19 protein-coding genes are annotated in these 17,767 nt (G+C 37.6%); 3 read left to right on the top strand and 16 right to left on the bottom strand.

Annotated elements, in window-relative coordinates:
- Positions 1–39 precede the first annotated feature (39 nt).
- The gene (locus I2F89_RS06440) at positions 40–816 is read right to left on the bottom strand and encodes a phosphotransferase enzyme family protein (RefSeq protein ID WP_161642340.1); all 777 of its coding nucleotides are present in this window, start codon (positions 814–816) and stop codon (positions 40–42) included.
- A 773-nt stretch (positions 817–1,589) separates the two neighbouring features.
- Positions 1,590–2,234 (bottom strand): helix-turn-helix domain-containing protein, encoded by a 645-nt coding sequence (locus I2F89_RS06445; RefSeq protein ID WP_071866389.1) that lies wholly within the window; start codon positions 2,232–2,234, stop codon positions 1,590–1,592.
- Positions 2,235–2,445: 211 nt separating this feature from the next.
- Here I2F89_RS06445 and I2F89_RS06450 point away from each other — a divergent pair, with 211 nt between their 5' ends.
- Positions 2,446–2,913, top strand: coding sequence for a hypothetical protein (locus tag I2F89_RS06450; protein ID WP_071866388.1), 468 nt, complete (start codon positions 2,446–2,448; stop codon positions 2,911–2,913).
- Positions 2,914–3,002: 89 nt separating this feature from the next.
- Entirely contained in the window at positions 3,003–3,401 is a 399-nt protein-coding gene (locus I2F89_RS06455; RefSeq protein WP_071866387.1) for a VOC family protein, read from the top strand.
- Between the two features lie 56 nt (positions 3,402–3,457).
- Here I2F89_RS06455 and lepB read toward each other — a convergent pair whose 3' ends face one another.
- From lepB to I2F89_RS06525, 14 genes are all read right to left on the bottom strand, one after another.
- Positions 3,458–4,009 carry a signal peptidase I gene (lepB, locus tag I2F89_RS06460; RefSeq protein ID WP_071866386.1) on the bottom strand — a complete coding sequence of 184 codons (552 nt, stop codon included), beginning with the start codon at positions 4,007–4,009 and terminating at the stop codon, positions 3,458–3,460.
- A 250-nt stretch (positions 4,010–4,259) separates the two neighbouring features.
- The gene (locus I2F89_RS06465) at positions 4,260–4,487 is read right to left on the bottom strand and encodes a YozE family protein (RefSeq protein ID WP_019723629.1); all 228 of its coding nucleotides are present in this window, start codon (positions 4,485–4,487) and stop codon (positions 4,260–4,262) included.
- Positions 4,484–5,002 carry a peptide-methionine (S)-S-oxide reductase MsrA gene (msrA, locus tag I2F89_RS06470; protein WP_071866384.1) on the bottom strand — a complete coding sequence of 173 codons (519 nt, stop codon included), beginning with the start codon at positions 5,000–5,002 and terminating at the stop codon, positions 4,484–4,486. The genes I2F89_RS06465 and msrA overlap by 4 nt, the downstream gene beginning before the upstream one ends.
- Before the next feature lie 32 nt (positions 5,003–5,034).
- On the bottom strand, positions 5,035–5,691 hold the full coding sequence (locus I2F89_RS06475) for a YpmS family protein (protein WP_071866383.1): 657 nt from the start codon (positions 5,689–5,691) through the stop codon (positions 5,035–5,037).
- The gene (locus I2F89_RS06480; RefSeq protein ID WP_074801148.1) at positions 5,684–6,580 is read right to left on the bottom strand and encodes an SGNH/GDSL hydrolase family protein; all 897 of its coding nucleotides are present in this window, start codon (positions 6,578–6,580) and stop codon (positions 5,684–5,686) included. Before I2F89_RS06480 ends, I2F89_RS06475 begins: the two co-directional genes overlap by 8 nt.
- 244 nt (positions 6,581–6,824) lie before the next feature.
- Positions 6,825–7,667, bottom strand: a complete 843-nt coding sequence (locus I2F89_RS06485) for a DegV family protein (protein WP_071866381.1) — start codon at positions 7,665–7,667, stop codon at positions 6,825–6,827.
- A gap of 265 nt (positions 7,668–7,932) precedes the next feature.
- Positions 7,933–8,445 (bottom strand): dihydrofolate reductase, encoded by a 513-nt coding sequence (locus I2F89_RS06490; protein WP_074801151.1) that lies wholly within the window; start codon positions 8,443–8,445, stop codon positions 7,933–7,935.
- A 14-nt stretch (positions 8,446–8,459) separates the two neighbouring features.
- On the bottom strand, positions 8,460–9,407 hold the full coding sequence (locus I2F89_RS06495; RefSeq protein ID WP_074801154.1) for a thymidylate synthase: 948 nt from the start codon (positions 9,405–9,407) through the stop codon (positions 8,460–8,462).
- 10 nt (positions 9,408–9,417) lie between these two features.
- On the bottom strand, positions 9,418–11,304 hold the full coding sequence (locus I2F89_RS06500; protein WP_074801157.1) for an ABC-F family ATP-binding cassette domain-containing protein: 1,887 nt from the start codon (positions 11,302–11,304) through the stop codon (positions 9,418–9,420).
- A gap of 222 nt (positions 11,305–11,526) precedes the next feature.
- Entirely contained in the window at positions 11,527–13,623 is a 2,097-nt protein-coding gene (locus tag I2F89_RS06505; protein WP_195513857.1) for a cation:proton antiporter, read from the bottom strand.
- Between the two features lie 12 nt (positions 13,624–13,635).
- A complete protein-coding gene (locus I2F89_RS06510; RefSeq protein WP_071866377.1) occupies positions 13,636–13,911 on the bottom strand; it encodes a hypothetical protein in 276 nt (91 codons plus the stop codon).
- A 229-nt stretch (positions 13,912–14,140) separates the two neighbouring features.
- The gene (locus I2F89_RS06515) at positions 14,141–14,596 is read right to left on the bottom strand and encodes a hypothetical protein (RefSeq protein ID WP_010735761.1); all 456 of its coding nucleotides are present in this window, start codon (positions 14,594–14,596) and stop codon (positions 14,141–14,143) included.
- A gap of 265 nt (positions 14,597–14,861) precedes the next feature.
- Positions 14,862–16,067, bottom strand: coding sequence for a CCA tRNA nucleotidyltransferase (locus tag I2F89_RS06520; protein WP_195513859.1), 1,206 nt, complete (start codon positions 16,065–16,067; stop codon positions 14,862–14,864).
- 19 nt (positions 16,068–16,086) lie between these two features.
- A complete protein-coding gene (locus I2F89_RS06525; protein WP_010735763.1) occupies positions 16,087–16,425 on the bottom strand; it encodes a nucleotide pyrophosphohydrolase in 339 nt (112 codons plus the stop codon).
- Between the two features lie 247 nt (positions 16,426–16,672).
- On the opposite strand from I2F89_RS06525, the gene I2F89_RS06530 reads away from it, so the two are divergent.
- Positions 16,673–17,554 carry a YitT family protein gene (locus I2F89_RS06530; protein WP_115357510.1) on the top strand — a complete coding sequence of 294 codons (882 nt, stop codon included), beginning with the start codon at positions 16,673–16,675 and terminating at the stop codon, positions 17,552–17,554.
- Positions 17,555–17,767: the final 213 nt, after the last annotated feature.

Below are 17,767 nucleotides of genomic sequence, written 5' to 3' on the forward strand. Positions count from 1 at the left end.
AGTATACAAGAAAAAAACTAAAAATCAAACGGCTTATTCTCAAGTTTCTTCATTTTGCAACTTTCTAAGAATCTTTTTCTCATTATCGAGCAACCATTGACTATCTTGCTCGTATTTTTTTAGATGGCCCTCTTGAATATTTGCTTGAAAATTTGTTTCTCCGCGACTTGCTTCGTCAGTGATGAAATCTATCATATAAGAAAGTCGTCTGATCATCGTGGGGATCAAATCTGGATACGCAGACTCATTTAGTCTGTATGCTTCAACAAATTTTTTTAAACGATGACACGTTTCATCCGTGATCGGATCTCCTTGATTTGCCGCTAAAGGTACCCAGCGATAGGCGGCATAACTTACATCCCAGATTCTTGGTCCTGGTGTGATCGTGTCAAAATCAATGATACCAATGGCTAGACCATTTTCCGTTGTCACGTTGTATGGCGCAAAATCATTGTGACACATTACCTCATGCTCTCCGAATGAATGTAGCATCCACGGTTCTGTGCCACTTAAAGAAGTAAGGTATCCTTGATTCTGGTCGTGGAAGTCTCTTAACAATCGACCTGCTGAACAAATGGCACTGTCCGTCAACAATTGAGGGGGCAAAGGATAATCATAGACCTCACCTGCGAGATAAGATACCACTTCATTTCCTTTCTCATCATAGCCTAGTGGTTCTGGCACATAAGTTATACCTTGGTTCCTTAGGTAACTTAAAAATTTTTGGACCTCCTCCGACCAGACTTTCTTAGGACGAATCACCTGCTCTTCTTGGATCACTACACCGTCTCGTCCTTTTGGTTTCTTTTCGATCATCTAGCTCCTCACTTTCAACTCTTTTCTTCAGTTTATCATATTGATTCCACCTCATGTTCAAAAAATAGAAAGAGAGACATCCATTCAACAAGCAGGTGTCCATCTGTTAAAGTCAATCAAGGAGAATGTTTACTCTCCTAAAAATATTTACTATTGATCCAAGTCTTCATTTCATTCTTATCTCAGAAAGTGTAACGACAGAGGATGAGAGACTTTGGAGAAGAAAATCCATGCTTAATTTATGGGGAATTTGTTCAAGAAAGGTGAACTACAGAAGCTGCAATCAAGGAAGTGACTGATGGCGTGCTTATTGCAAGTCAAAATATGCTTATTCAGATCATACAATGGACAAAAATATTTGATGAGGATGGAATACCTTAATCATGATAAAATACTTTGTCCGATCTACTCACAAGAGGAATACTTCATGTTTCTGATTCCTAGTCGATCTTTTAACGTACGTCATGAGACAGTTTTTGAAAAAGTCAAACGATCAATCAGCCCATGATAGAAAGAAATCAATAGAAAAAATAACTTGCATAGTAAAGAAAAAAAGTAAGCTCCGTAAAACAATCGACTAAACGATTCGTTCCATGAAGCTTACTTTTTTAACCTGATCCGACTCGAAGTATACAGCTCGTTGACAAGAAGATTCACCTGATTTCTAAAAGTTTTTTAGAAGATTTTTATTTTGCCATAATGACCTTTACTAACGATAGAACTCCTTCATTTGTCCTCATACAGCTATTTATGAATACTTCTTGCAATACGCTTTATTTTTTATAATTCACACTAATTTTATTCACTTTTGAAAACATATCTAAATCTACTTCAATCAGTCCATCATGAACTAATTTCCGCTGATTGACATCAGAATTAGCAGTCTTATATATATCAAGATTTACAAATCCTTTTTGATTACTTCCGTCGACATAGTAGCCAACATATTCACTGTCTTTAGGTATAGTAAAAAGAATAGTCATTTTCTTGTCTTTGAGAGTAATATCTTTGATATCTTCTTTGTTAAAGAGCGCTACATCTTCTGAATGGGCGTTTTCAACTGCATTCAAGACAATCGTCGGTTGATTAGAAAATGAAAAAAATAAAATTGACATGACTAAAACACTCGAACACAGTGCTACTACAAAAAACAATTTTCCTCGCTTTTTTTTCTGATTCACCTCAATTTCTTTAGTAGTATCAATCATCGTGTCAGTCATAGTAGAATTTTCCAATAGTTCGTCTAAAGACACACCTAAGCTTGTCGATATTTCCACTAGTGTATGTATGTCTGGGTAATTTCTGCCGATTTCCCAATTAGAAATAGCTGAACGACTAACATTTAATCTCTTTGCCAATTCTTCCTGTGTAATTCCTGCTTGATGCCTTTTTTCTTTTAATATTTTACCAAAATCCACAACATCGCCTCCTTATTCTATCTCTCATTATAACCATTTCATAAAAGAACTTAAAAGCGAATTATTGAAACGAATCGATATATTTCTTATTATTCGATGTCACAATCTGTGACACCTTGTAAAACAAGGATTCTTGCTATTGAAAATGTGAAACAAAACACTTATTATCAAGAGGTGAACGTTCACTAAAAAATAACAAAAAGGAGTACTTATGAAAAAATTATTTATGTTCTCTACTATTTTCTTATTATTTGGTTTGTCCATTCCACAACAGTCAGTAGATGCAGATCAATTAAGTGTTGAAGCCACAAATACAGAATCAAGTTTAATCAACTTGACCCCTTCGTTGGTCAGAGGAGCCAATGTGCCAACGGCAAACTGGAACGTAGCTTCGTCAGGACGTTGTTCAATATCTGGCACTTATAGTGGCAAATATTATTTATATTCTAACTACAATATATTAGGAAAAAATACGTATAATTATTCCTTCCACAATCAAGGTCGCGGAACCTTAGAAATTCGAATGAGAAATTCTGCCAATCATGCCGTCTTAAAAACACACTTCGTTCCAGCTGGCTCTACGATTTCTAGTACTCTTAGTATGACAGATCAAAGTTCAAGATTTTATTACGAATTTTATAGTACTGTTGATTATACTTTTAGCGGATACGTCCAATAAAATAAAAAATTCTTCCCCAAGTTAAATACTTTGACAACGCTTACCGACGAGCGCATGATAGAGGAAAATTAAAAAGGAGCTGTAGCAAGATGAACACAATGGTTTTTGTCAATTTCCCTGTGCAAGATGTTGGTCGCTCGGTCGAATTCTATACAAAATTAGGATTCAAACAAAATAAAGAATTTTCGACTGAAGAAGCAAGCGCGATGGTTTGGGATGACACATTTTGGGTGATGCTCTTGACACATGACTTTTACAAAAAATTCTTAAAAGACAAAGAAATCGCTGACACAAAAAAAATGAGCGGTGCACTGATTGCTTTTAGTTTAGCAAATGCTGCTGAAGTCAAACGTTTTGGTGAAATTGCAAAAGAAAATGGTGGTAGCTACCATACAGTCGATATGGGAATACCGGAAGAAGAAATGTATTCTCTTGAAGTACAAGATCCTGATGGAAATACATTGGAACCAATGTGGATGAAAATATAATCAAAAAAGAAGACTTTCCAACATATAGTTATTGGAGAGTCTTCTTTTCTTTTATTTTATCTGATCCATTTGATTTCATTCAATGGGTAATACACAAATCTCGCTTTTCCTAAAATTTCATCTCTAGATATTGTTCCAAATGAACGACTATCTTTTGACACACGGCGATTATCCCCCAAAACAAAATAGCTATCTTCAGGTAATTCTGTATATCCTGTCAACTCTTCCAAGGTAAAATCGGTAGTATAAGGTGCATTTTCGTGGTCCGAACGGATATTTTTACTTAAATAAGGTTCTTCGATTAGTTGGTCGTTGATTTTTAGTTGATCCTTTTCATAACTAATGGTTTCTCCCGGTAAACCAATGACTCTTTTGATATAGATGGTTCCATCTGAAAGTTGGAAAACGACCACATCAAATCGTCTGATTTCAGAGAATTTTTCCATAACGACCATATCCCCTTGTTTAAGGACATTCTCCATCGAGTTCCCTTCCACTGGTACTGGGATCAATATAAATCCTCGTAAAATAAATGCAATCACTATGGAACAAAGTAAAAATTTAATAAATAACCAAAAACGGTCAATATAAAGCTGCTTTTTTGTCAAAGCCCATCAATCCATCCCTCGTAAAATCTTAACCTATTACCCTCATTATATAGAATAACTACAGAAAAAGCGAATGGTTCAATGATCATTTACAGATAGGTGCGAAAAAAGACGGACAAACGTACTATGTTTTAGAAATAATTGAATAGTCCAAAATCACTCGACCAAATAGGGCTATTCAAAAATATTGCCAAAGCAGTACTTGTCTCGTCTTTTTTTAAGTCATACTCTTCATACCAAATTCCATTGATCAGGCGAGATGATTATTCTCTAAATAATGATCCCAAGCCGTATCAAAGATATCCATAGAGGGCAAATAATCAACATTCATTTCTAAATAATCAGAAATTTCTTCATAACTTGTACTATGTTTCGGAAACTGGATATCTTTTCCAGCTTCGGTTGCAAAAGTTGATAACGCATCAGAAGATTTCCCTCCACGAAGAGTCATCAGATAGTGATAGAAGCTGCGATTCATTGATTTCCCTCCCAATTGGCAGCAATAAATGCTGCACGACGCGCATGATTACGCTCAAAGTTCTCAGGATTTTTTTTGTAGTAATCTTGATGCTCATCTTCTGCTAAATAAAAGGTCTCCGCTGGCTCGATCGTCGTAACGATAGGGTCAATAAAGCGACCACTTGCTGCAAGTTGTTGTTTGCTTTTTTCAGCTTTTTGACGTTGTTCTTCTGTAGTATAAAAAATCACAGGTCGGTAATTATCGCCTCGATCTTCAAATTGACCAAAAGCGTCTGTAGGGTCCGTTTGTTGCCAATAAAGCTCAAGTAATGCTTCGTATGAGATCAATTCAGGATCATACAAGATTTCTACTGCTTCAGTATGTCCTGTTGTTTTGGCCTTCACTTGTTCGTACGTTGGATTTGGTACATGCCCACCAGTATAACCGGACATGATCGTGTGGATGCCTGGTAATGTATCAAAAGGCTGGATCATACACCAAAAACATCCTCCTGCAAATATTGCTCGTTCCATCATTGATTCCTCCCTTACTCTCGAGATATCACTTAATTAGTACTAGATTCGGTCGTTTCTTCCGTCGTCGAGGAATCTTTTGGTAAATACAAACTAAAGCGAATATCGTCGTTGACTAAATCAATTTTGTCCGCTTTGATGTACATTCCATTTTGCATACGGAATTGATCTAATCGTAACATGATCGTTAAATCCTCTGTATTGATCTCGATCCATTCAGGTAGTTTGTAATTTCGCTTGATCATGTTCATCACATCTCTAATCGGCAGATTCAATGTACCGATCGATAGACTTTTTGCTTTTAACTGAACATTGCCATTTTCCATTACATACGGATCAAAATACAAGTAAAAGTCGATAGGGAATCCTAACACTTCAAACGTACCATTAAGCAATGCTTCATTTTCTAAATAAAATTTATACTTGATATCTTGTCCTTCTTGGAAATCTGTCAAGAAAAAGCTGATCAGTTGGTTGACTTTTTCTTTTTGAGTATTGATCGTCAATACCGGGTCGCCTTGTCTTTCTGTAATCGCTGGTACTTCTGGCAAATCAGGTTCACGATTGGCGAATATCCGCGTACCTAAGAAAATCGTCGAACCAATGATCAGGCCTAATAAAATCAGAAAGGCGTATTTCCAATAGTTATGCCTTTTGTTTTTTTCAACTGTTGAACTTCGTTTATCCATCCTTGTTTCCCTCCTTGACCAGCCATTTTTCATGCGTTTCGATCAATTGATCTCTCACAGCATTAGCCATCAATTGATAGCCTAAGTTATTAGGATGAAAATGATCTTCTTCATATAACACATTATTTTTCGTCCCGTTCGAACTATCACTAGAAGTTGACTGATCAGAAGCTTCAGTAATTCCGACCTCTTGATTTAATCCTTGGTACAATAGATCATTGATCGGGATAAAATAGCTATTTTCTGCTTCATTTACTACTTGCTGTGTTCCTTCATTCCAGTTATCCACAATCGTTTGCATATCCGTGATCTCAGGGAAGTTCAAATAAAATGGATTGTAGATCCCTAAAATATAGATAGGTACCTCTTTATTTAACCCTCGTATCTCTTCAATGATTGCTTGGACATTTTCTTGATAATTCTTGATTGGTTTATTGAATGAACGAATACTGATACCAAAAAGATTATTTTGGATCACTTTCATTAAATCATTCCCACCAACAGTCAATGTAATAATGTCTGCGGTTTCGATATTCTTTTGGATTTCTTCATTTTTTTTCAATCTTTTTAATATTTGATCACTTCGTTCGCCATTTACACCGTAGTTTTCAATTTCAATGGCTGTCAAACCATATCTGTCTTTTATGTCATTTGCGACTAACGGAACAAAACCACCTTGTTTCGTCTGGTCGCCTACTCCTTCAGTTAATGAATCGCCAATTGCTACATAGTGTAACTTTTCTTTTTGATTGCTTTCAGAAGTAACCGACGCTGCCGGTTTTAACAAAGGCTGTGCTTTCGGCACACTCAAAGAGAGTCCGACAAAGAGAAAAACTGCAGTGAATAAAGGGATCAAAACAATCAACCACTGTTGTTTCATTCGTTTCATTGTTTCACCTCTAGACCATGATTGTTTCTTATATTACCAAAATTCCGATTAAAAAAATAGCCCTTTTCTGAAAAAAAGAAAGAGGCTGTTTCTCATCTGCTAAAGGAAGTGGAGCATCTCAAAATGTCTTTTCCTCCTCACTTCCTTACGCTAGTAGCACTTGCACGAATAAAAAGACAGATCACAAAGAACACGTCTATTGGTCTTCACATTATCTGTCTTTCTATTTCTTATTTTACATTCATCAATCGGTATAATACATGATTGCAAAAGCATTTTCCCCTGTATGGGTAGCAATCACTGGATTTGTATGCAATACTGGGATGTCCATATCGGGAAACAATTGTTTCAAGCCTTCTTCAAACTCTCGAGCAAGCTCTGTCGCACCTGCATGTGAGATACCGATCTGGCGAACGTTCGGTAGAGCCTTCAATTCTTTCTTCAAGCTATCGAACCACTTGTCGAAAGTCTTTTTCCCACGACCTTTTGTCACAGGAATCAGCTCTGAGTGAGCGAAGTTCATCACCACACGAATGTTCAACATACTTGATAGTAAACCAGTTGCACGACTGATTCTTCCACCTTTTACTAAGTTATCCAATGTGGAGATACCGATATAAAGTTTTGTATTATTTTTGATCTTCTCGATTTCAGCAAGGATCTCTTCTGCTGATTTACCTTCTTTGGCCATTTCAGCCGCACGAATCACTTGGAAAGATAAACCTTGGTCAGTCGTATCACTATCAATGACTGTGACGTTTGTTTTCGTTAGGTTGCTTGCTTGTCTTGCAGCTTCAACCGTTCCACTTAACCCTTTCGTCATATGGATGGAAATCACTTCACTACCATCTTGGCCTAATTCATCATACGTTGAAATGAATTCGCCGATCGGCGGTTGACTTGTTTTAGGTAATGCTTTTGATTTAGCCATCATTTCCATGAATTTCTCTCCGCCTAGTTGATCGTCATCAGGATATACAACGCCATCGATCATAATTGATAATGGCATAACATGAATATTCAAATGATCTCGTACTGCTTTTTCCATTGTACAAGAAGAATCTGTTACTATTTTTACGTTTGTCATTATTTCACACTCTTTCTTTCACAAAGTGCCTAGCATTTTTCAGGCAGGTCCACTTTCAGTATACCAAAGAACTTCTGTTTTTTCATCAAATTCAGTTATAAACAAGTTTAAAATAAATTGTTTGTTATGATAACATGATTCTATTCAGTTTTCTTTATCTGCTCTACTTTTTTTGATGGAACGACAAAATAAGCGGAAGAAACCTAAATGATAAAAAAATCCGTTTCGGTTTCTTCCGCTTTAAATCTATAGATTCAACGAGACATTATATCTCTTCGGTTGTGTGTTCTTCTTTACGTTTATACGTCTCAAACTGATGTGCATAACTATTTTTTTCATCTATTTCTCCCGGACTGATATTGATCAATGACCATGCTTGCCAGTCTACAGCAGGAAAATACGTATCTCCTTCGAAAGAATGATGGATCACCGTACGATACAAAATCGTGCAGTAAGGTAAAAATTCTTCATAGATTGCTGACCCTCCAGCAACAAATAAAATTCCATCTGCTTCTTTTTCATACGCTAATACTTCATTGACATCATGCATCACTATTACGCCCTCGGCTGTAAACTCACGGTCTCTTGTCAAAACAATCGTTTTACGATTAGGTAGTGGCTTACCGCCCATCCCCATAAATGTTTTTCGTCCCATGATCAATACATTCGCTTCAGTCATTTGCTTAAAAAATTTCAAATCATTCGGCAAATGCCAAGGAAGTCTATCTTCTTTTCCGATCAGGCCATTTTCATCTTGTGCCCAGATTGCAGCGAACATTTTCTCATCCTTTCTTAGACCGCGATAGGTGCCTTTATTGAAGGATGCGGCTCATATCCTTCAACTTTGATATCATCCATTTCAAAATCAAACACAGAGTTTTTTTCTGTATTCAATACTAGCTTCGGAAATGGACGAACTTCACGAGACAATTGTTCTTTCATTTGCTCTACGTGATTGGAGTAAAGATGCGCATCGCCTAAAGTATGGATAAATTCACCAACTTCCAATCCAGTTTCATGTGCAATCAGATGTGTCAATAAAGCATAGCTAGCAATATTGAATGGGACACCTAAAAACACGTCAGCACTTCTTTGATACAGCTGACAACTTAGTTTATTGTCATTTACATAGAATTGAAACATCGTGTGGCAAGGAGGTAAAGCCATACTTGGCACATCTTCTGGATTCCATGCTGAGACGATCAGTCGTCTTGAATCAGGTGTCTGCTTGATAGCATCGATCACTTCTTTGATTTGATCGATGAAACTACCTTCTTTGGTTTCCCAATGACGCCATTGATAGCCATAAATATGACCAAGATCTCCATGTTTTTCTGCAAATTCTTCATCTGCCACTATCTTTTCACAGAATTTCTTGCTTTCTTCTTGATAGACTTTATTGAATTCTGGATCAGTCAAACTACGATGTCCGAAATCTGTCATATCCGGTCCTTGATAGTCCTCACTTTTGATATACCGTTCAAATGCCCATTCATCCCAAATATGGTTATTATTTTGTAAAAGATAACGGATATTCGTATCTCCTTTTAAAAACCATAATAATTCGCTTTTGATCAAACCAAAAGGTACACGTTTTGTCGTCAATAACGGAAAGCCTTTTTGCAGGTCAAATCGCATTTGATAACCGAATAAACTAAATGTTCCTGTTCCCGTACGATCACCTTTTACATGTCCTTCAGATAACAACTTTTTCCCTAGATCAAGATATGCTTGCTCCATCTTTTCCCTCCTAATTATCTGCCCATTCACTTAAATATTCCCAACGTGACATTTTTTCTTCCAGCAGTTCCTCAGTTGTGGTCACTTCTTTTTGTAATTCTTGCAATCGTGTGAAATCATCCCCTTGATGGTTCATCTCCTCTTGCAATTCATCCAAACGATTCTCTAGTTCCGCAATCTCATCTTCGATTGTTGCCCATTCTTTCTGTTCCATATAAGAAAGCTTTTTCTTTGGCTCAGATTTTTTTTCTTCTATCTTAACTTTGACTTTTTCTGGTTGAATCTGTTGATCTTCTTTGCGTTTGGCTAAATAGCTAGACATATCGCCATAATAAAGCTCTTGTTTGCCATCTCCTAGAAAAACTAACAGTTTATCAACTACCTTATCTAAGAAATAACGGTCATGAGAAACGGTGATCACCGCTCCAGGGAAGGTTCGGAAATAATCTTCCAAGATCGTTAAAGTAGCGATATCTAAGTCATTGGTTGGCTCATCCAGCAATAGAACATTTGGTTGCTGGATCAATAATTTGAGTAAATATAAACGACGCTTTTCCCCACCAGATAGTTTACGGATCAGTGTTCCGTGCATAAATCTAGGAAACAAGAACCGCTCCAAAAGTTCGGCGACACCGATTTGCGTTCCATCCGCCGTTTGGACTTCTTCTGCCGCTTCTTGCAGATAAGCAATCATTCGTTTGTCCGGAGACATTTTTTCATTTTCCTGTGTATAGTAAGCTAATCGAACAGTTTCGCCAATCGTATAGATGCCACTATCTAAGGATAATTTCCCTGCTAAGATATTTAACAACGTTGACTTTCCAGCACCGTTCTCTCCAGTGATTCCTAGACGCTCTCTTGATTGGATCAATAGATCCAAGTGTTGGAGCAAAGGTTTTCCTTCAATCGAATACGAGCCATCCTTGATCTCGATCACTTTTTTACCTAAACGTTGTGTCGCGATATTTAGTTCGATATCCGTATCATGATTGACTTGATATACGTTTTCTTTTAAATCTTCAAAGCGATTGATACGTGCTTGCTGTTTCGTCCCACGAGCTTGTACTCCCGCTCGCATCCAAGAAAGCTCCTGCTTATACAGGCGTTTACGCTTTTCTTCTTGTTCGACTTCGACACGATCTCTCTCGGCTTTTTCAATTAGATAAGCTTCATAATTGCCTTTATATTCATAAAGATTCCCAAAGGCAAGTTCAAAGATCCGATTCGTGACACGATCTAAGAAATAACGATCATGGGTCACCATCAATAAGGCACCCCGATATTGTTTCAAGTAAGATTCCAACCATTCGATCGCTGCATAATCTAAGTGGTTTGTCGGCTCATCAAGTAATAAAAGATCAGGTTCATCGATCAAAACCTGTGCTAAGCTCACACGTTTTTTTTGTCCACCCGAAAGCTCACCGATTTTCTTTTCTAGTTGGCTGATCCCTAATTTTTGCAAAATGATCTTGGCATTTGTATCCGTCGTCCAAGCGTCCTCTTTATTCATTCGCTCTTCTGCCAATGCATAGCGTTTTTGGACTGCTTCATCATCGCCATTTTCAGCTAATGCAATCAAGGCTTCCTCATAGAGTCGTACAGTCTGGATCAATGGACTATTCCCTTGAAAAACAGCTTGTAAGACCGTATCATTTTCTGAAAATGAATCGGTTTGTGATAAATAACCGATACGGTAATCATTCGGATAAAAAACTGTCTGCTGATCACCATCTCCACTGTCAAGTCCAGCAATGATATTCAAAAGACTTGTTTTACCAGTTCCATTAGTACCAATCAAACCGATGCGATCATGTTCATGGATCAAAAAGGAGATCTGATTAAATAATTCTTTTTCTCCATATGTTTTTTTGAGGTCAGTTATTTTTAGCTCTTTCACCAGTACTCCCCCCTTATCTTGGATATTGTAACATAAAACAATTGTTTAAAAGATAGTTTTTTTCGAATATTCTTTTTTTTAGGTAGCATTGAAGAAACGTGTTCTCTCATTTCATATAACTGAATATCCAGGATTCAAAAACCTGACTTCCAGGATAAACTTAATTATTAAGGTTAAACGACTTCTGTCACAACCCCATAAAAAAAGAGGAGCTGTGCTTTGTCACAACTTCCTCTTTTGGTCTTGTTTCAATTGAAATTTCTTTGCTTTCGCTTGGAAAGCAAAGCGAAATGAAAAGCGATCTGTCGGCTGATTCATTGTATAGGACTCCAACAGGTTGATATTTCTTCTGTATTGATTTGCAGAAAAAGTCGTGATTGCTTCTGCTACTTCATATTCATCAATGACTTTTCTTTCTAAATAATAACCTCTTAGCATTTTTTTCGTAAATAAACGATCTTGCTGGATCATCCAAGAGGAAATCAGATTACCACTCATCATCCGAATCCCTTGAGCTTTGCGTTGTTCAATGAAGAATCCAATCATCGATTCATCATAAACATCCGTTAGATTCTCCAAACTTTCAATGATCAACTGAGTATTCTTTTGATACGTCTCTCGAATTTCTTGAATATCTTTCTCAGAAATCATGGTCTGGCGATCACTTTGCCGTCGTTGCCAAAACATTTTTGGATGGAGAATGATCCGCATCAGTCGACGTACTACGATGAACCAAAAACCAATGAATGATAAAATTTGACTTGTGATAGACTGTTCAAAGTTAGCCAGGAATCTTGAATAAAAACGATAGCCATTAGAAGACAGCTTCCCAGAACGATATCTTTCATCCAAGCCATCTCGCTCAATCGATAAAATCAACGCTTGGATTTCTTGGACTTCTTGCTTTTCATCGCCACTCAAATCAGATAAATAGAGCTCACTGATTCTTTCTTGGTAAGTCTCAATCACCGCTTCTATCGCTAAATAAGCTTTTGATCCTGATTCTTCCGCTTCTTTTTCTAAGCGCAGTGTTTCAATCACTTCTTCCAAGATCATCAAAGCTTTTAAATCAGTTGTCGCTGCTTCTTCTGTTTCAGTCAACATTGGCAATACAATGATCCCGATAATCAACGTGACTAGAATAACACCTGCGGTCAAAAACAGGAGTAATGAACGCTGATTGAATGCCATTTGGTTGATCGTGAATGGTAAAATAAAAATAGTCGCTAAACTGACGGTTCCTTTTACGCCTCCGAAGGTTAAGATCAAGACTTCATTCAGTTGTTTCTTGAGACTTTGGAAACCGCCCTTGAATATATAAAACAAGCTGATTGAAACGAAGCGAATGATGAACAGCATGATCGAAATCAATAAGATAATCATTAGCAACAAACTATTCGGATATAAACCGTCACCCCAAACAGGTGTAAAGACTTGTGTCAGTTCGATTCCTAAAAATATAAATACCAGTGCATTCAATGTGAAGGCAATCGTTGTCCATGTACTATTCGACAAAGTTGACAACTCCGCATCAAAGACTGAGATTTTTTTAAATCCTGAGGCTTGTAATACCCCTGCAACCACAGCTGCAATAATTCCTGAAACATGAAAGACTTCGGCTAAAACATATGCTAAGAAAGGCAACAACAATTCAATCAACAAGTAGCCTGTCACGTCACGTGCCGACGCTTTCTCAATCAGACCAATAATTTTTCTTTTCATCCAGACAAGTAAAAAGCCGACGACTGCCCCGCCAATACTTGATAAAATCAATGTAACGCCTGCGTTGACCGCAGAAAACGTTCCAGTGATCAAAGCGGCTAAGGCAAATTGGAAGGCTGTAACGCCAGATGCATCATTCAGTAACCCTTCACCTTCCAAAATATGCATGGCTTTTTTCGGAATGTTCACACGATTGGACAGCGAACTGACTGCCACCGCATCTGTCGGACCTAGTGCTGCACCAAAAGCGAAACACGCGGCTAAAGGAACACTTGGTAACAAAAACGATAACGTTGCTCCGACGCCAATCAAAGTCAAGATCACCCCACCAAAAGCGAGAAACAATATCGTATCGAAATTTTTCAAAATCGAGGCGATATCCGCTTTTTCTCCTTCTCTAAAAAGCAAAGGGGCAATGATCATCACTAAAAATAATTCAGGTTCAAAATTGATGGATTCACCCCATTCGGTCAATCCTAAAATCACGCCAAGAAATATTTGGATCAGTGGTGCAGGGATCATCGGCAAGATACGACTTGCTATGTTGGATAGCGTGATCGTGACTGCAAAAACAATCACTAACTCTGCAAATTCCATGCTTGATCCCCTTTATTTTTTATTTTGTGCAAGAACTTTCAAATATTGCTCTTTTTTCTTTAATATTTTGTTTTCAACAACTTCCGCTTGGGTCACTCGACCATCTAACTCACATTGCACACGTTTTGATTCTAAACGGAGCAATTCGTGTTTCAATCGTCCCAATTGACGATACATCAAGATATTTCTTTTACGCAACTTACATAAGATTTGACGACGATCTTCCATTGAAAAAGTACCATAGTGTTCAACCAGTCGTTTCTTTTGTTCTTCAAAACTCTCTCTCATTTTCAAGATCTCCTATATTCAAACTGCACCAATTATAGCAAAAAGTTCTAAGAATGCAACTAAAACCTTTTTACTTTTACAGTGAAGTGTTTGTTTCAATCCCAGAAACTCATTCTAGTCCAATCACTATAAAATATCAACTGGAATCATAAAATAAAGACAAAAGAAAAACACATGCAAAACCTATTCAAAAGTTTTGCATGTGCTATTTTTCAAACGTCATTCGCTCTTATTCGAAATATTCGCCATAAACATCGTCAACACGTTGTTCTGGGTTGATCACAATGTATAAGTTACCAGTTTTTTCACTGATTTTTGTTGATTGATATTGATTATCTAATCCCTCTGTTCCTTTGTCCAAGTAAGGGAAGTATACTAGATCAGGTGTACCATTGCGATACAAGATTTCCATACGTTCAATATCTTCATATTTCAAAGCACGATTGAACATACCCATTTCCAAACCACCTAGATTGATATCATGAGTAGCTACTGAATCTCCTTCATGGAAGATCTCGATTTTAAAACCGGCACATGGATGGATCTCGATAAATTCGCTTCCATTGATACGACCAAAACTTGTTGTGATTTGTTTGATCCAAAGGTCGCCGATGTGACGACGATTGATCGTCCATGTTTCGCCGTTACGGAAATAAAATTTTAGCGCTGTCATTTCTTTGCTCATTAAAAAAATCTCCTTTTTTGACGCATTATATTCTGTTTCATTACTAGTTTAGCATAAAACAACAAAAGCGGTCATCTCTCATGTTTGCTTTTCTGTCAGCTTTTTTGATAACAATCCTCCTATAAAAGAGAAGAGGGACATGAAAAACATGCTACAAAAAAGCCAAACGCTTCTATAGATAACTCTCATGCCCTTACTTTAGCCATGTCAGTATATGAATAGCCCGCCAATCAAACGTAATTAGTGATTGCCACGGTTTCATTGACTACCCTTGTTGCTCTTTCAGATAGGTTAATAACGCAGCTTGTTCATTCGGTACCAGTCCGTTCACTACCGCCGACTCCGCAAGTGCTAATGCTTCACTGACCCATTTACCTGGTTTTTTCTCACTCGTAGCTAATAACACCTTTCCATCAATGGACAACTCACTCATTGTCTTGATAGGAAGTGCGTGATAAATGTCTAGCACAGTTGTTGTGTCAGGGGTTTGTTGGAAGTAAATCATTAATTCCTCCACATCCAACGATGCGTCTTTTCCAAGATGATAAATCTCCAATGGTGTTAATCGTCGTTCTTGTCGCTTCGCCAATCCTTTGACCAAACGTTGGACTTCTCGAATCATTTGGTTGGAACATTTCCATGCTTTTAAGAAAGGTGCCACCTCTTGCTCTGATCGACCGAGCTGGTTGAGCAACAATGCCCAAGCTTGACTTTCTTTTTTTAATGGGATAGATGGTAAATCGGCAAATCGTAGTAATGCCTCACCATCTTCTTTTAATTGTGGACAATAGATGTAACATTTTGTTTCAACAAATGCGACCAAGCCATGATTACGAAAATCCCCTAAAAGCATTTTGATAAATTCAACATTCATTCGTTCAATAGAAATTTTCTCCAATAAGGCATGGTTGTCTTCGATTGCCTTGGCTGTTTCTTCTTCCAATTTGAATCCTAACTGGCTCACAAAACGAAGGCCACGCATCATTCGCAAGGCATCTTCATGAAATCGTTCAAAAGGCCGGCCGACTGCTCGTAAGACGTGATTTTCTAAATCAGCCAAGCCGTCGAATAAATCGATGATTTCACCATCTTCTTTCAAAGCAAAAGCGTTGATCGTAAAATCTCTTCGCTTTAGATCCTCTTCTAGTGTACGAACAAATGAAACACTATCGGGTCGTCGATAATCTTGATAAGTCGATTCCGTACGAAATGTCGTGATCTCATATTGCTCCTCTTCATGCAAGACGAGAACCGTTCCATGTTCGATCCCAATGTCGATCGTTTTTGGAAACAATTGCTTGATTTCTTCTGGAAACGCACTAGTAGCAATATCTACATCATGAATTTTTTGTCCGAGTAACGTGTCTCGCACACTACCACCAACAAAGTACGCCTCAAATCCAGCTGCCTCGATTTTTCTTATTACTGGAATTGCTTTTTTATATTCGATCGGTAATTCACTTAGTCTCATTTTTACTCCTTCTATCCTCTCACTGTTCCTCATCTTTTCGGGCAAAACGATGATGGTCCCTTCGATTGAACTTCTCCATATTTTTTTCAAATACCGTCGTCAAATCAATTCCTAACGAGTTTGCCATGATCATCGTTACAAATAGAACATCGCCTAATTCTTCCGCCACTGAATTACTAGGTTCTGTTGCTTTTTTACTTTTTTCGCCATATGAATGATTGACCTCTCGTGCCAATTCACCTACTTCTTCGGTCAGACGTGCCATTTGCGCCAATGGCGAAAAATACCCAACTTTAAATTGTTGGATGTACGCATCGACCTCTTCTTGCATACTTTTTAGTGAACGCTCTTCTTTCATTAAGAACCCTCCAATCATCTCTTCCTAAAAAACTTTACAGCAAAACCGCAAGAAGTGCAATTGTGAAAACAAAGAATACATGCTACATTATGTTAGGTATACTTAATAAATTCTTAGCATCAAGCCAACTTGGTCTATTCTATAACTATAAAAAATGAATAACTAGTTTCCTAATCCCTAGGTTTATATCTAGGATTTACCGCTTGTTGCATAATGAATCATATCAATAGTAGAAAGTGGGGATTCGATGACATCATTGAAAACAATGAAAGAAGTTTTTTTTATTATTTTAGGAACAAGTATTTATGCTTTTGGACTAGTCTATTTGAATATCGCAAACCAGCTAGCTGAGGGTGGAGTTTCAGGTATTACCCTGATTTTGCGTGCTCTTTTTCATATCGACCCAGCTTATTCTACTTTATTGATCAATATTCCATTGATCCTACTAGGCGGAAAAATATTAGGAAAACGCGCGCTCGCGTATACTGTCTTAGGCACTGTCTCGCTTTCTGTCTTCTTATGGATTTGGCAAAGGATTCCCTTACAAATCAACTTAGAGCATGATTTACTGATCGTCTCATTACTTGCAGGACTGATTGCCGGAGTCGGCAGCGGGATCGTTTATCGTATGGGAGGTACTACAGGAGGAAGTGACATCATCGCTCGGATACTTGAAAAAAATCATGGAATCTCTATGGGACGTTCCCTTTTAGCTTTTGATGTGATAGTTTTACTTGCTTCATTAACTTATATCGATTTGAAGCGGATGATGTACACGTTAATCGCTTCCTATGTATTTAGTCGTGTCATCGATTTTATCCTTGATGGCGGCTACTCTGCCAAAGGGATTCTTGTGGTCTCAAATAAAAGTGAGGAAATTGCGCCTTTATTGATGACTGGCTTACAACGTGGTGTCACATTCTTGCACGGAGAAGGTGGTTTTTCTGGTGTCGATAAAAAAATGATCTATATGGTAGTAAGTGCCAGGGAATTAAATGAAGTAAAACGGATCATTCATGAAATTGACGAACATGCCTTTCTTTCGATTCTAAATGTCCATGAAGTAGAAGGAGAAGGCTTTACGTATCTCAAACCACAAACGAATCGGTTTAAAAAACTGATAGAATGATTTTGAATCAAGTAGTTTCATTCGTCTCCTTAGAGATATTCTCAGTTCATTTAGAAGTGCCTAGGCGATAAGTCATTTTGTGTTTCCTAAAACCGAATATATAGTACTCCACAAGCTTATCTTCATAAATAAGCGTGAAGAACGAAAATGGCTCTTCAAAATTTTCGGGGGTTCACGCTTATTTGTCGTAGTTGGGTACTTCTGTCACATCTT

The organism is Enterococcus sp. 1001283B150225_161107_E12, from assembly GCF_015556925.1.
Lineage (GTDB): Bacteria > Bacillota > Bacilli > Lactobacillales > Enterococcaceae > Enterococcus_B > Enterococcus_B mundtii.

Excerpts from the sequence above, each read along its gene's own strand:
- I2F89_RS06440 (WP_161642340.1), bottom strand. The coding sequence starts at position 816 with ATGATCGAAAAGAAACCAAAAGGACGAGACGGTGTAGTGATCCAAGAA.
- I2F89_RS06450 (WP_071866388.1), top strand. The coding sequence starts at position 2,446 with ATGAAAAAATTATTTATGTTCTCTACTATTTTCTTATTATTTGGTTTG.
- I2F89_RS06455 (WP_071866387.1), top strand. The coding sequence starts at position 3,003 with ATGAACACAATGGTTTTTGTCAATTTCCCTGTGCAAGATGTTGGTCGC.
- I2F89_RS06465 (WP_019723629.1), bottom strand. The coding sequence starts at position 4,487 with ATGAATCGCAGCTTCTATCACTATCTGATGACTCTTCGTGGAGGGAAA.
- msrA (WP_071866384.1), bottom strand. The coding sequence starts at position 5,002 with ATGGAACGAGCAATATTTGCAGGAGGATGTTTTTGGTGTATGATCCAG.
- I2F89_RS06475 (WP_071866383.1), bottom strand. The coding sequence starts at position 5,691 with ATGGATAAACGAAGTTCAACAGTTGAAAAAAACAAAAGGCATAACTAT.
- I2F89_RS06480 (WP_074801148.1), bottom strand. The coding sequence starts at position 6,580 with ATGAAACGAATGAAACAACAGTGGTTGATTGTTTTGATCCCTTTATTC.
- I2F89_RS06485 (WP_071866381.1), bottom strand. The coding sequence starts at position 7,667 with ATGACAAACGTAAAAATAGTAACAGATTCTTCTTGTACAATGGAAAAA.
- I2F89_RS06490 (WP_074801151.1), bottom strand. The coding sequence starts at position 8,445 with ATGTTCGCTGCAATCTGGGCACAAGATGAAAATGGCCTGATCGGAAAA.
- I2F89_RS06495 (WP_074801154.1), bottom strand. The coding sequence starts at position 9,407 with ATGGAGCAAGCATATCTTGATCTAGGGAAAAAGTTGTTATCTGAAGGA.
- I2F89_RS06505 (WP_195513857.1), bottom strand. The coding sequence starts at position 13,623 with ATGGAATTTGCAGAGTTAGTGATTGTTTTTGCAGTCACGATCACGCTA.
- I2F89_RS06510 (WP_071866377.1), bottom strand. The coding sequence starts at position 13,911 with ATGAGAGAGAGTTTTGAAGAACAAAAGAAACGACTGGTTGAACACTAT.
- I2F89_RS06515 (WP_010735761.1), bottom strand. The coding sequence starts at position 14,596 with ATGAGCAAAGAAATGACAGCGCTAAAATTTTATTTCCGTAACGGCGAA.
- I2F89_RS06520 (WP_195513859.1), bottom strand. The coding sequence starts at position 16,067 with ATGAGACTAAGTGAATTACCGATCGAATATAAAAAAGCAATTCCAGTA.
- I2F89_RS06525 (WP_010735763.1), bottom strand. The coding sequence starts at position 16,425 with ATGAAAGAAGAGCGTTCACTAAAAAGTATGCAAGAAGAGGTCGATGCG.
- I2F89_RS06530 (WP_115357510.1), top strand. The coding sequence starts at position 16,673 with ATGACATCATTGAAAACAATGAAAGAAGTTTTTTTTATTATTTTAGGA.